Genomic DNA, 14,252 nt, shown 5'->3' with positions numbered 1-14,252 from the left:
GACCTGATACAGCTGCTCCTGGTTTTGAAGAGAGGTTAGGTAGTTTTTTCCTACGGGGAGTTGGTTCGATAGCTAATGTTGGTGAATCTGTTCTAATTTCTTATACTTCTCCCACAAGAGCTGCATCGGCTGAAATTTGGGATATTGATCCTCGCGGAGGAGGAACATTTGAACAATGGGAAGTTCAAGCACTGGGTTCTAATTTATCAGTGATTGATTCTATTGTCAGTCCTGCTGGTACTTTTCCCTTAGAAACTGCTCCCTTAGAAGCTTCTCCTTGGTTTTGGTCTTTTGACCGCCCACAAAAAGATATTCATGCTGTTCGCCTAGTCTATACAGGAAGTGCAAGAGGTGTTGGGCTTGCATTTGATAATTTTTCTCCACTGTCAGTAGAAGGTTCTGAACCCGAACCTACTCCAGTTCCCGAACCAACTTCTGCAATAGGTTTATTAATATTTGGTGCTGTTGCTTATCGTTTCAGGAAAGGCAAATAATCTCAAACCTCTAGTATCAATAATTTACTTGTAGGGGCAAACGGTCGTTTCCCCCTACTGAGGGTAGAAACAATATTATAGCACTTTTCTGCTTAACGAGGTACATTTACAATCCCCCTAAATCCCCCTTTCTAAGGGGGACTTTTTGTTGGCTCCCCCCTTAGAAAGGGGGACTTTTTGTTGGCTCCCCCCTTACAAAGCTATGCTTTATAAACATCTTTCTTAACATAAAACTTGACAACATAGACAAGTTATGTTTAAGTCTTGAATCGGCTTTTTCAGGAGAAAAGAGTATTTTTCAATACACTTTTTTATGAATGTAGACAGAATTCTTCCTCCCCCTCCTCCCCATCCTCCCCATCCTCCCCACCCTCCCACAAGGGTTTCAAGAGTTCCTTATAAGGGATAGCTTACAAAGGGGGGCAGGGGGGATATAAAGAGGATTTCTGATAACATTATTAACTTACAGCATATTCCGTAAACTGACGCATAAACGGAGAATGAAAACCAATGACAATATCCTGATGAGGCACTCCTGCTTTAACTAATTCCTCACCAAAATCAATTTCTGTACCATTGTATTGTAGCCATATTTTTTCTCCCTTAATGGCTTTGTTGTATGAAAACATATAGCTACCGCACAAGATCCAAGATCCATGTACTTCATACTTCTACAACTATTGTCCAATAAATAAATCAAACATCAAGCAACAAGCAACCTTAGATAAAAAAAGGCTGAAAGTTATACCTGTAAAGGCTTTTAGCGATTTAACTATTGGCCAATAAATAAATTAAACATCAAGCAACAAGCAACCTTAGATAAAAAAAGGCTGAAAGTTATACCTGTAAAGGCTTTTAGCGATTTAACTATTGGCCAATAAATAAATTAAACATCAAGCAGCAAGCAACCTTAGATAAAAAAAGGCTGAAAGTTATACCTGTAAAGGTTTTTAGCGATTTAACTATTGGCCAATAAATGAATCAAACATCAATCTATAGAAAGAGGGTGATATAGCTGCCACTAGGTTCACCCTTCATGTCGGGTACAACCGAAAAGCGTAACGGATTTTCTATGGCTATTACAACAAAGCCTCCCTTAATATCAAAATGTAGAACACAACCATAAACACGACGATCGCCTTCCCAACCGACATGAACAATTTGATAATGATGATTTTTCGTATCAAAAATTAATTCTCGATCGACATCTTTTCTGGTGTAGCGATCGCCTGCATATTCCTGAATGACTTTTTGAATTATTTCCCCATATTTATCTACTTTATCCATTCTGTAATTGTCTCCTGTGCTGGATTATAAATAATTAACAGGACTAAAGCCATGTGAACCCAGAAACCCGGTTTCTCCTAGACATCTATTGCCAAAACAACGATTTATCGTAGAAACCGGGTTTCTTTGCGTAAGTCCTAATTAATTTAATATATTGATTTTTAATGACAAGTTGAATTAATTCTAGTTGAAAAAATTCTTCATAAGTTGTCTGAGGAAAAGCCAAATATAATTCACGTTCTGGTTCCTTTTGACTTAATCAGGACTAAAGCCATGTGAACCCAGAAACCCGGTTTCTCGTAGACATCTATTGCTCAAAACAACAATTTATCGTAGAAACCGGGTTTCTTTGCGTAAGTCCTAATTAATTAACTGACAGCATATTCCGTAAACTGACGCATAAACGGAGAATGAAAACCAATGACAATATCCTGATGAGGCACTCCTGCTTTTACTAATTCCTCTCCAAAATCAACTTCTGTACCATTATATTGCAGCCATATTTTCTCTCCCTTAATATCAAAATGTAGAACACATCTATAAACACGATGATCGCCTTCCCAACCCACATTAACTATTTGATAATGATGATTTTTAGTGTCAAAAATTAATTCTCGATCGACATCTTTTCTGGTGTAGCGATCGCCTGCATATTCCTGAATGACTTTTTGAATTATTTCCCCATATTTATCTACTTTATCCATTGTGCAATTGTCTCCTGTGCTGGATTATAAATAATTAATTTAATATATTGGTTTTTAATGACAAGTTGAATTAATTCAAGTTTAAAAAATTCTGCATAAGTTGTCTGAGGAACAGCCAAATATAATTCACGTTCTGGTTCCTTTTGACTTAATACAGTTTGATAATTAATAAACTGCCCTAATGCTTTGTGAAACTCAGAAATTGGGGAATTACTAATAAAACTTTTCACTTCAACAGCAATTTTTTCTCCTGCTCTTTCAGCGGTAATAACTTTTTCTGCACCTAAATCAATATAAATTTCTACCCCACCAAAATCTAAATGTAAAGGGTCATTTCAGTTATCAGTTATCAGTTATCAGTTTTCATTTGTAATTATCATAATAATTGGCTCATTTACTCCGCCTTGATTGGCAAAATGTTCTTATAGGATTGCTCAAAATCCCTCTTTACAAAAACAACTTCTGACTTCTAACTTCTAACTTCTGACTTCCTTAACCATCCTTCTTTTTCTAATCCTAATTTGACAGCATTATGAAAAATATCTTTAGCAGGCATATTTTCAGTTATAAGTTATCAGTAATTATCATAATAATTGGGTCACTAGGGAGCATATTTAGCGATTAGATTGAAAATATAACAGTTTTTCTTCGCTTGGGTTTGGAGACCAAACCCCTACAGTTTCTTTCACAAATCATTTAGGAGTTATATTAAGGAAACAAGGAAAAAAGAAAGAGTATAAACTTTCTATGTTAACATCTGTCTTTTTCCCTCTTTCCTATTCACTTACATTGTCAAAATTCAGATATTAATAGCTGAATGCTTACCTTACATTTACCCACGGTTATGAGGAGAATCTAAATCTATCTCTGGACCAACAGGCACAATTTTAGTAGGATTAACCTTGGGATGACTGATGTAATAATGCCGTTTAATATGGTCAAAATTACAAGTCTCTTTTATCCCTGGATGTTGATAAATATCCTTCAAATAATTCCCCAGATTTGGATATTCCCAAATATGGCGTAAATTACACTTGAAATGAACATAATAAACCGGATCGAAACGAACCAAAGTAGTAAACAAACAAATATCAGCTTCAGTTAGGCGATCGCCACACAAATAACGTTGTTTTGACAAGACGTCTTCCCAACTATCTAAAGCTGCAAATAAATCTTTTACTCCCTCATCATAAGCTAACTGAGAACCAGCAAAACCTGCTCGATAGACACCATTATTAATAGGTTGGTAAATCTTATCAATAGTTTCTTCAATCTTATCGTATAAATCTTCAGGACATAAATTTACATCATTTTGAGCAATACCACTAAACTCAGTATCAAGCATCCGAATAATTTCACGGGATTCATTATTAACTATTGTACTTGTTTGTTTATCCCAAAGTACAGGAACAGTCACCCTACCACTATAATTTGAATCTGCCTGAAGATAAAGTTGCCAAAGATAACTATGATTATTAATAGTATCAGGAATAGAGCCTGGTTCATCAGTAAATTCCCAACTATTTTGGTCAATTACAGCACCTACAACTGACAAACTAATAGCATCTTCTAAGCCTTTCAGTTTGCGCATAATAGCAGTTCGATGTGCCCAAGGACAAGCCCAAGAAATGTATAAATGATAACGTCCTGCTTCTGCCTTAAAGCCACTAGAACCATCTGCTGTAATTTTATTACGAAAAGTGGTCTGAGGGCGAATAAATCTACCTTGAGCATCTTCTTGTTCCCTTTCAGAAATCCACTTACCATCAATTAAAATACCTAAACCCATTTTGACCTCCTAAAAAGATAATCACATCATATCAATTAAGTGACAGTTTTCCTAGAGTCTTTTCTCGCTTTCAATAATTCTAGGTTTTTTTTGACAGTTGCTATAGCTTCTTGGTTTCCCTCTTGGATATATAATTCTCCTGCTTGTAATAAATTTGTTACACTTTCGTCATCTTGACGTAGATTAGCAAAAGCTAAACCTCGATTATGATAAGCTTCAGCAATATGAGAATTATTTTGTATAGCTTCAGTAAATTTATTTATAGCTTGTTGATAATTTCCTACTTGAAAAGCTTCACATCCTTGTTGAAAATTTACTGCTGTTTCTGCGTCTGATGATATTAATATTGGTTCTGTAAATAGGACAGAAATACTTCCTTGTCCACTATAAGCATATATCATTGTACCAATACCAATGCTAGCTATCAATCCAATACAGATAAACCAAGTCAGAAAATTTGTGATTTCCATACTTAATGATATAGTTTTAATTCAATCAAATCATAGCGATTCAAGATGTAATTATCAAGTTATAGAAGCCTAAAATTAACTTTTTCTCAAAAGAATTTTAACCGTAGGATAATATATAATATTCTGATTTAATATAAAATAATTTTAGTTTTTTTATACTCTGTCAAATAGACATCTCCGAAAATTCAAAATAGAATCAATTCTTATCCAGAAATTATCAATTACTTCTTCCTGTTCCCTGTTCCCTGTTCCCTGTTCCCTGTTCTCTCTTTTCCGGAGAGGTCTAATAAATATTTAATCAAATGTAAACTAGCCTCTACACTATTATTTTGAGTGACTTATTATGATTTTCTTTTTTTTGATTTATATAGCCATAAGAAATCATTTGTGAAAAAAAACTGTAGGGGTTTGGTTTCCAAATCCCTTGGCACTTGGGTTTGGAGACCAAACCCCTACGATAAAATCTTACAACCTATTTAGGATTGCTATATCTATAGCTAAGAAAGAATTGGTTAGGACATGGACTGATGATGAATCTTAGACTAGGAAACACTTTTCCAACTATTCCCTGTTCCCTGTTCCCTGTTCCCTGTTCCCTGCTATATATATAATATTTTGTATATATTATCAGGACTTACCCATAACCTCCATATCTAGTAGGGGCGAATGGCATTCGCCCTCTACAAATAGCGTATTGTCTAAGAATTTGCGTAAGTCCTGATTATATTGATTGTCTAAAAATTTATTTAAGATGGATAGCAAATTAGTCAAACAAACTAAATACTGGCCCTTGCTATTATCCGCCCTCTTGTTAAGTTCTTGTGGAGGTGCCCCACCACCACCAGCATTTCCACCTACTGCAGTTAAAATAGCAAGAGTTGATGAGACTCAAGTTGCAGAAAATACAGAGTATGTCGCAACAGTAGAAGGAAAAGAAAGAGCAACTATTACACCAAGGGTTAGTGGACAAGTAAGCCAAGTATTTGTATCATTAGGGAACCAGGTTAAAAAAGGAGACCCCATACTACAAATAGACCCCTCTCGACAACAAGCAGTTCTTGATAGTAATATTGCTCAGATAGGTTCAGCTAAGGCACAATTGGATAGTGCAGAGGCTCAACAAAGATCCTTGAGAGATGATAAAAGGGAACTAATTGCCCAAAGAGAATTAAATTCGGAGCGAGCAAATCTGGAAAATGCTAGAGCTAACCTCCGGCGAGAACGTCAGGAACTCAATAGGTTGTTAGCTGAGTCTGGTTCCCTATCAGAAGAGGCTAATTTACAGAATGCTCAAGCAAATTTGGGGTCACAACGTCAAGAGCTAAATAGATTAATTGCTGAGTCTAGTTCCTTATCCGAAGAAGCACAGCTAGATGATACTGAAGCATCTTTACGAGCGCAGAGAGCTGAAAAACAGAGAAGAGAAGCAACTTTAGAATACCAAAAAATTGAAGAAGTTAGATTTTCCACACTATACGAACAGGGAGTAGTTACCAAAGAAAGATTTGAGCAAGCTACCCGCGATATTAAACAAGCTAAAGCAGAAATAGATAACATAGATCAAGAAATTGAAGCAGCAGAAGCACGGGTTGAAAGTGCCAGAAAAGATTTACAAAGACGTACAACTACCTTAGATGCTCAAATAGCTGCTCAAAGAGAAGTTATTGAAGCTTCTAAAGCACAGGTTGAAAGTGCTAGAAAAGATTTACAAAGACGTACAACTACCTTAGATGCTCAAATAGCGGCTCAAAGAGAAGTTATTGAAGCTTCTGAAGCACAAGTTGAAAGTGCTAGAAAAGATTTGGAACGTCGCATTGAAACTCTAGATGCTCAAATAGCTAGTCAAGATGAACGAATTGCATCTCAGGAAAGTCAGGTAGTTCAAGCTCGAGGTCAACTACAACAAGCTCAAGCAAATGCAGTAGTAGAGCAAGTAGAGTTACAATATTACGATATTGTTGCTCCTATCAGTGGAGTCGTTGGAAATGTCGGACCCAAAGTTGGTGATTATGTAGATACTCAAACTGCACTAACTACTATTCAAGACAACAAGACTTTAGAAGTTAATATTGATATTCCCATAGATCGACTGCCTCAGATTAGACTGGGTACGCAAGTTAAGTTAATAAATCAGAATACGGGGCAGTTAATTGGCAGCAGTCGAGTATCTTTCATCTCTCCAGATGCTGGTCAAGAAACTCAAACTGTTTTGGTAAAAGCAATATATAACAATGCAGAAGGGAAACTGAAAACTAACCAACAGGTAATAGCAAAAGTTATTTGGGAAGAAAAGCAAGGATTAACCGTTCCCATTACTGCTGTTATGCGGATCGGAGATCAAGCTTTTGTGTTTTTGGCAGAAGAGAAAATTATGGATGGTGAGAAAAAGTTGATTGCAACTCAGAAACCTGTAAAATTGGGAAGCATTCAAGGTCAAACTTATCAGGTAACTGAGGGATTAAAGGGAAGCGACAATATCGTGGTCTCTGGCGTAGTGAAACTCCAGAATGGCGTTCCTATTGCTGATGATTCGGAACAGGGGAGTGGAGGAGTAGGGGAGCAGGGGAGTAATGAGTAAGGAGTAAGGAGTAATGAGTAAGAAGTAATGAGCAAGGAGTCAGTATGATTGTGGTTTATTCATCATTAAACCGCTGTAAATGTTGCATTAGAAAATGGGGTGATGGGGCAATGGTGGCAAGACAAGGATTATGGCACGGATACACGGATTAAGAGTTACTGTAGTAGTGGATTGACACACCTTCAATGTTGCATCGGTGTCTTGCCCTGATTTCGGTATTGTTAACTAACAACTGACAACTAATAACTGAAATATCCATCTGTGCATCCGTGGCCAAATCCGTGTCTTGCTTTGAAACTGATAACTGAATAACTGGTAACTGATAACTGATAACTGATAACTGAATTATGAGTATTGCTGACAACTTTATCAAACGACCTGTCTTAACGACGGTTTGTACAATTCTAATCGTATTAGCGGGGACAATCTCAATTCCATTGTTGCCCATTGCTCAATTACCCCAACTTGCTAATACCCAGATTCAAGTAAGTTCAACCTATATTGGTGCTGATGCTCAAACTACTGAAAATACTGTAACCACAATTTTAGAACGAGAAATTAACGGTGTTGAAGACATGAAATATATGTACTCCAACACCAGTAATAGCGGTCAGACAAGTATTAACATTGTATTCCCGAATGATGTAGACCGCAACATTGCTAAAGTTAACGTTCAAAACCGAGTATCTCAAGCAGAACCCTCCCTACCAGACTCGATCAGACAAACTGGTGTCACAGTAGAAGCTGCATCCCCTAATATTTTGTTAGTAATTGCCACTTACTCAGAAAAAGATGAAAATGGCAACTTTTACTACAACGATAACTTTATGAGTAACTACATTGACCTCAACATTTTAGATCAGGTCAAACGTATTCCTGGAGTCGGTCAAGCTACAATTTTTGGGGAACGAAAATATGCCATGCGGATTTGGCTTAATCCCCAGAAAATGGCAGCTCGCGAATTAACTGCTCAGGATGTAGTTAATGCTTTGCGAGAACAAAATATTCAAGTAGGAGCAGGAAAAATTGGTCAAAACCCAGCTCCACCAGATTTAGTTTATGAAATTCCTCTACAAGCTATTGGGAGGATGAAAAATGCTGAAGAATTTGAAGATTTGGTACTCAGAGTCGGTGAAAATGGTACTTTGGTTAAAGTCAGAGATGTAGGTAGAGCAGAACTCGGAGCGGAAAATTACGATCTTGCTGCTACATATAATGGCGTTCCAACAGCAGGTTTAGGAATCTATCAATTACCAGGCAGTAACGCTCTCGCAACAGCAAGACAAGTAAAAGCCACAATGGCAGCACTCAGCGAGAGTTTTCCACCAGGATTAAAATATGATATTGCCTACGATACAACATTATTTGTGGAAGTATCCCTGCAAGAGGTGGTAATTACTCTACTCCAGGCAGTGAGCTTAGTTGTTTTGATTATCTTCATTTTCTTGCAAGACTGGCGAGCTACTTTGATTCCAGCGATCGCTATTCCTGTCGCTCTAATTGGGGCAATGGCGGGTTTAAAAATGTTAAATTTTGAAATTAACACCCTAACATTATTTGCTTGTACCTTGGCATCAGGTCTGGTGGTAGATGATGCGATCGTGATTGTGGAGGCAGTCTCCAGTAAAATTGAGGTAGGAATGAAAGCAAGGCAAGCAGCATTAGATGCAATGGAAGAACTCACGGGAGCAACGATCGCTACTTCTTTAGTATTAATGGCGGTGTTTATCCCTGTTTCTTTTTTCCCCGGAACAACAGGAGTAATTTACAAACAGTTTGCTCTGACTATTGCTTTTGCTGTTGCCTGTTCAACTTTTAACGCCCTTACTTTCTCCCCTAGTATTGCCGGACTATTACTGCGGGAAAGACAGGAAGCAACAGGTCCGTTAGGTTGGATATTTGATAAGTTTAATCAGGGTTTTGGTTGGTTACAAGACAAGTACGCTAAATTAGTCAGCTTTCTGACTCGCATCAACATCCTTGTCATGGGTATTTTTATCGCGGGTTTAGTCGCAACTGTTTGGATGTACACTATAGTTCCCAGTGGGTTTGTTCCTGAAGAAGACCAAGGTTATTTTATTGTAGTTTATCAAGCTTCCGATGGAGTTTCCTTGAATTATACAGTTAATGCCGCAGACAAAATTCAACAGGAAATTGAGAAAATTGATGAAGTTAAATCTAGTTTTGGGATAGCTGGTTTTGGTTTTGATGGTTTCAACCCCAGTCAGGGGGTATTTTTTGTCTTACTGAAGCCTTGGGAAGAACGAACCCTACCACAACAGTCTGTTTACGGGGTAACCAGAAAATTAAATGGAGCATTGCAAGGAATAAAAGAAGTGAACGCCTTTGCTGTCAACGCCCCACCAGTACAAGGATTAGGTAGTACCGGAGGTTTTGAATATCAATTGCAAGAGCGTACTGGAAATCTGCCTATTCAAGCATTACTCGAAAATGGTTATCGGTTAATTGGAGCAGGTAATTCCCCAGAATATCCTAGTATACAAGCTGTTTACAGTCTATTTAGCGCCAATAAACCTCAGAAAAAAATAGAAGTATTACGCGATCGCGCCAAGGCATTAAATGTTAATATTGATGATATATTTGCCACCCTGCAAACTTATTTGGGTTCATCTTATGTCAATGACTTTGTATTAGGGCAACGTCAATATCGAGTTTATGTTCAAGCAGCGCCAGAATTTCGAGCGAAACCAGAGGATATAGATCAATTATACGTCCGCTCTCTTAATGGAGAGATGATTCCTTTAGGTAATTTAGTGAAAATAGAGGATTTTGTCGGACCGGAGATTATTACCCATTACAATATTTTCCGTTCTATGAAAATTCAAGGTGGACCTGCTCCTGGTTATAGTTCTGGGCAAGCGATCGCTGCTATGGAGGACGCTTCAGGAAAATTGTTAGATCCTGGTTTTGGCTATGCTTGGCAGGGTAGTGCGTTAGAGGAAAAATCTTCTGGTGGTGCAGCACCGGTTATTTTTGGCTTGGGATTTGTGATGGTATTTTTGGTACTAGCAGCACAATACGAAAGTTATATCGATCCCATGATTATTATGCTCTCAGTACCACTGGCGGTATTAGGAGCTTTAGTTGCAATTTGGTTCCGAGCAAATATACTGATGGCGGGTAGTGTTTGGCCAGTTGTGACTAATGACGTGTATGCTCAGGTTGCCCTAGTGATGTTAATTGGTTTAGCTTCTAAGAACTCAATTTTGATTGTAGAATTTGCAAACCAGTTACGAGATAAAGGATTGAGCATTAAAAAAGCAGCAATCACAGCAGCAGAACAGCGTTTTCGCCCGATTCAGATGACAGCAATTTCTAGTTTGATTGGTTTTATGCCACTGGTTATTGCTACCGGAGCAGGTTCGAGCAGTCGTTGGTCTCTGGGTACTGCAATATTTGGCGGAATGTTATTTGGTACTGTGTTGAGTTTGTTGATTACTCCTAACTTATATATCGCTGTTAAAAATTTTGAATCTAGATTTTTGAAGGGGGAAAAACCTGAAAAGTCAGATCGGGATAGTTTTCCAGATGATAATGGCAATTATTATTCTAATGGTTCTCAATCTCTTGATGATGGTATCAAAGACAATCATAATGGGCATACTGTAGCTAATGGTGCATCAGAAAATCAAGCTGATTCTACTACGGAAACTGGAGTAGGAGAGTAAGGGAGTAATTTTTTTGCCCTTGTTTTGCTCAAACCGCCTCCAAAGAGTAAGTATTCAACCGGACATGATATTACTCAAAAATTCTCGCATATATTGATTAACTAATTCAGGTTGTTCTTGTTGTACCCAATGACTACAGTTAGGAATATAACGAAGTTGAAAACTTTCTACATATTCTTCGGTACCATAAGTTAATTCTGTTCCTAAAGCAGTATCATTTTTTCCCCAAATCATTAAAGTAGGAATTCTTAGCACTCCCCACTCTTGCCGATCGAAAAAGCCAGAAAAAATATTACGATAATAATTAATCATTGCAGTTAAAGCACCTCGTTTAGCTGCAGCATCTTTATATACTTCTAAATCAGCTTCAGTAAAGGCAGATTTATCCACGGCCATATTTTTAAATGCAGAACCAATAGCCTGATAATCATCAAATTCAAACATCAATTCAGGGAAAAAAGGCAATTGAAAGAAAAATATATACCAACTTTTTAAAAGTTGCTCTGGAGTACCTAATCCTTCAGTAAATTTTGCAGGATGAGGAATATTCATTACAATTAATTTTTCTACCATTTCTGGATGTGCATAAGCAAAACACCAAGCTATTGCACCTCCCCAATCATGTCCTACTAAAACGCAATTTTCGTAACCTAATTCTTTGATTACTCCTTCTATATCTTTGATAAATTCTGCCATAACATAAGCAGATTTTTCTTCAGGTTTATCACTTTCATTGTACCCTCTCAAATCTAGGGCAACTACTTTATAATCTTGAGCAAATTCAGGTATTTGATGTCTCCAAGAATACCAAAATTCAGGGAATCCATGTAACATTAACATTAATGGGCCTGAGCCTTGAGTAACATAATGGAGATTAATACCATTTGCTGCGATAAAATTACTTGGAAAAAGATTCTCTTTTATTGACATTGATACCTCTCAAATCATCACTCTAATTTTAAATTGCAAAGTAGAAAATGGGAATATATTTGAGTTGATATAGCGCTATGGAAATAGGTTAGGAAATTCCTCTGTTTCTTATTTCCTATTCCTTTAAAACCAAAATTTATTGTCTTAACCAAAAGACATCAGGGCTATTTCATTCTACGAAAAAGTATTACTTCAGAAATGAGCAAAAGCTACTCTAACCTTTATATTTTTGTGACTAACCTCAGAGAAAGAAATAGCCCTGAAAAGACATACTGCTATAGGATTTTATACTAAGCATATTTTTCCCTATAACCTTAATAGTCTATCAAGCTACATTGTTCATTTTTATTGCTGAGAACTAACTGCTAATAGCTGAATGCTTGCATAGGAAGCTTCTACAATTCTAGATATAGAAGTTTCTTATACGTAGAATCTTGATAGCATCCTTTTATTTAAGTGGTTTTATTTATAAAAAATATTCTCTCCAACAGATATTGGAGAAACTTATATACTTATTGTATATACGATTTTTTATGATTTTTAATTAATTGAATAGATATCTCCAAAAATTGAAAATAAAATCAATTATTATCCAGAAATTATCAATTACTATTGCCTGTTCCCTGTTCCCTGTTCCCTCTTTTATGGAGATGTTTAATAATTATCACTTAATTTAATTATTTCATCCGTTTATTCCTGTCAATATAAGGAGGTAAAAAATTAGTTGGTTCCTGCTCATAAATTGTGTACTCCCAAGGAACATTAATATTTTGAGTTGTACTCTTATTATTGTAAGAAGCTCGCCGTTGAGGTTGGGCAAATAAAATAATCATCCCAATTAAAATAATCCCACCACCTAAAAGTAAAATAGCTAGTATTATTCCTCCAATAAACCATAGCAAACCTTTTTCTAAATAATTTGCAGAACTATTGGACGATCTTTGATTATAGTTATCTATACCTTGCTGTAGACTTAAGCCAGAAATCAAACGTTCTTGCTGTTGGACTTGAACCAATAGTCGATCATTTTCCAGCCTTAATTGATCTTGTTGGAGTCTGAGTTGTTGTATTTCTCCCCACTGTTGTTCTAACTGAGTTTTCAACTGTCGCGTATCAAGTATTTGCTGTTGTAGTTGAGTTTTCAGTTGATCGTAAGCTGAACGTTGTTGTTCAGATTGATTTCTAATTTCTTGTTCCAACTTATAATTCTTGAAGTCAGGAGCAGAAGGAACTGAAATAGGTGGGGGTGGTAGTGGTAGGGGCTGAGGTAAGGCAGTTACTAGGGGAGAAGAAGAAACTTTTGGAGGAGATGAAAATGTTACTGAGGGCGAAGGGGATGGTATTGGCAATTTCATTTGATCATCAAGAGATGATTTGCCAAATACAATCCAACCCATCAGTAAGAGGACAATTAAGACCCCCGTTAAAATACATCCTACAATAAACGCTACAGTCTGATTCATTATTTGATTTCACTGTATGATTAAATCAGCACTATTTAACTAAAGAATATAGGTTATCATCTAAAAGATAATATTAAGTATCTATTTTCTGACATTAATTAATATCATAACTAAATTTATGCAATAAAAATCGAAAATATGACTACTTTTCTCTACAAATTTAGAATTATCTTCAGATTTATAACCTTATGTTAACAGTGCAATATTTGTAATACAATGCATTACTTTATAGACAAATTAACTGGAAAAATATGCAGTTTGAAATAAAATTTTACGACAATAAGTATTTTAATGCTACCCTAATAGATAAAAATTTATTCAGGACTTTCAAGTTTTTTTTGAAGAAGTAATTAGAACAATATTTTGACTACGCTCGGAAGTTTTTTTAGTCATAAGTCAAAAAAAATAAGTCAAGAGTTAATAAGCCCTCAAAAGCTCAGAAGCTTTTCAAGAAAATACTTTATACCTTTTATAGAATAGATATGTTAAGCTTAAGGCTTTTATTAAGTTTTACCTATGTATCTAGAAACAAGGAAGTTAGAAGTCAATATCTAAGGGTACTAGGAAATATCAGGGTTATAGTAATCTTCAGGTTTCACAGTTCCAACTACATCTGGTTCTTGATTTATACAACCCTGTTTCTGGACATATTGGCAGACACGAGCCCATAGCTTGGCTCGAGTACCGGGGTGGCCAGAGGAAAATAATACTTTATCTCCATCTACTATTTTGACTTGACAGACTGGGCAGATTTCTTGTTGATTTTCTGACATGGTTATTATCGTTTGAGCTTTTATTGACTTAATTTAGTAATTAGTAAGTATATAACCATTTCCCTTTAATTTGAA

The 14,252-nt window shown here is 36.3% G+C and carries 13 protein-coding genes and 2 pseudogenes; 3 read left to right on the top strand and 12 right to left on the bottom strand.

Going from position 1 to position 14,252, the window contains the following annotated elements; all coding sequences use genetic code 11:
• Nucleotides 1–494, top strand: a 494-nt coding sequence (locus F6K40_RS14125; protein ID WP_293136850.1) for a hypothetical protein, incomplete at its 5' end; no start/stop codon positions are given.
• A 458-nt stretch (nt 495–952) separates the two neighbouring features.
• On the opposite strand, the gene F6K40_RS14120 is transcribed toward F6K40_RS14125, so the two are convergent.
• From F6K40_RS14120 to F6K40_RS14095, 8 genes and pseudogenes are all read right to left on the bottom strand, one after another.
• Nucleotides 953–1,123 carry an element excision factor XisI family protein gene (locus tag F6K40_RS14120; protein ID WP_365671401.1) on the bottom strand — a complete coding sequence of 57 codons (171 nt, stop codon included), beginning with the start codon at nt 1,121–1,123 and terminating at the stop codon, nt 953–955.
• Nucleotides 1,124–1,487: 364 nt separating this feature from the next.
• Nucleotides 1,488–1,781: an element excision factor XisI family protein gene (locus F6K40_RS14115; protein ID WP_293136848.1), complete on the bottom strand. Its 294-nt coding sequence runs from the start codon at nt 1,779–1,781 to the stop codon at nt 1,488–1,490.
• A gap of 85 nt (nt 1,782–1,866) precedes the next feature.
• Nucleotides 1,867–2,028 (bottom strand): annotated as a pseudogene (locus F6K40_RS40850) (element excision factor XisH family protein); the annotation flags it as partial.
• A 121-nt stretch (nt 2,029–2,149) separates the two neighbouring features.
• The gene (locus tag F6K40_RS14110) at nt 2,150–2,485 is read right to left on the bottom strand and encodes a XisI protein (protein WP_293136846.1); all 336 of its coding nucleotides are present in this window, start codon (nt 2,483–2,485) and stop codon (nt 2,150–2,152) included.
• Nucleotides 2,473–2,808, bottom strand: a pseudogene (locus F6K40_RS14105) (element excision factor XisH family protein); the annotation flags it as partial. The pseudogene F6K40_RS14105 and the gene F6K40_RS14110, both read right to left, overlap by 13 nt.
• 146 nt (nt 2,809–2,954) lie before the next feature.
• Nucleotides 2,955–3,041: an element excision factor XisH family protein gene (locus tag F6K40_RS40845; protein WP_365671421.1), complete on the bottom strand. Its 87-nt coding sequence runs from the start codon at nt 3,039–3,041 to the stop codon at nt 2,955–2,957.
• A gap of 276 nt (nt 3,042–3,317) precedes the next feature.
• Nucleotides 3,318–4,274, bottom strand: coding sequence for a glutathione S-transferase family protein (locus F6K40_RS14100; RefSeq protein WP_293136844.1), 957 nt, complete (start codon nt 4,272–4,274; stop codon nt 3,318–3,320).
• Nucleotides 4,275–4,309: 35 nt separating this feature from the next.
• Nucleotides 4,310–4,744: a tetratricopeptide repeat protein gene (locus tag F6K40_RS14095; RefSeq protein WP_293136842.1), complete on the bottom strand. Its 435-nt coding sequence runs from the start codon at nt 4,742–4,744 to the stop codon at nt 4,310–4,312.
• Between the two features lie 751 nt (nt 4,745–5,495).
• Between F6K40_RS14095 and F6K40_RS14090 the strand changes: the two genes are divergently transcribed.
• On the top strand, nt 5,496–7,322 hold the full coding sequence (locus tag F6K40_RS14090) for an efflux RND transporter periplasmic adaptor subunit (RefSeq protein WP_293136840.1): 1,827 nt from the start codon (nt 5,496–5,498) through the stop codon (nt 7,320–7,322).
• A gap of 148 nt (nt 7,323–7,470) precedes the next feature.
• Here the strand turns inward: F6K40_RS14090 and F6K40_RS14085 are convergent, their stop codons facing one another.
• Complete coding sequence (locus tag F6K40_RS14085) at nt 7,471–7,770, bottom strand: hypothetical protein (protein WP_293136910.1); 300 nt, start codon at nt 7,768–7,770, stop codon at nt 7,471–7,473.
• Between F6K40_RS14085 and F6K40_RS14080 the strand changes: the two genes are divergently transcribed.
• Nucleotides 7,670–11,011, top strand: a complete 3,342-nt coding sequence (locus tag F6K40_RS14080) for an efflux RND transporter permease subunit (protein WP_293136838.1) — start codon at nt 7,670–7,672, stop codon at nt 11,009–11,011. The two genes, F6K40_RS14085 and F6K40_RS14080, sit on opposite strands and share 101 nt — an antisense overlap.
• Before the next feature lie 54 nt (nt 11,012–11,065).
• On the opposite strand, the gene F6K40_RS14075 is transcribed toward F6K40_RS14080, so the two are convergent.
• The 3 genes from F6K40_RS14075 to nblD form a co-directional block, all read right to left on the bottom strand.
• Nucleotides 11,066–11,941, bottom strand: a complete 876-nt coding sequence (locus F6K40_RS14075) for an alpha/beta fold hydrolase (protein ID WP_293136836.1) — start codon at nt 11,939–11,941, stop codon at nt 11,066–11,068.
• A gap of 677 nt (nt 11,942–12,618) precedes the next feature.
• Nucleotides 12,619–13,404 (bottom strand): hypothetical protein, encoded by a 786-nt coding sequence (locus tag F6K40_RS14070; RefSeq protein ID WP_293136834.1) that lies wholly within the window; start codon nt 13,402–13,404, stop codon nt 12,619–12,621.
• Between the two features lie 560 nt (nt 13,405–13,964).
• Entirely contained in the window at nt 13,965–14,177 is a 213-nt protein-coding gene (gene nblD / locus F6K40_RS14065) for an NblD family protein (RefSeq protein WP_293136832.1), read from the bottom strand.
• Nucleotides 14,178–14,252 lie beyond the last annotated feature (75 nt).

This window comes from Okeania sp. SIO3I5, assembly GCF_010672085.1.
GTDB lineage: Bacteria > Cyanobacteriota > Cyanobacteriia > Cyanobacteriales > Microcoleaceae > Trichodesmium.
This window is presented reverse-complemented; position numbering and strand designations above follow the sequence as displayed.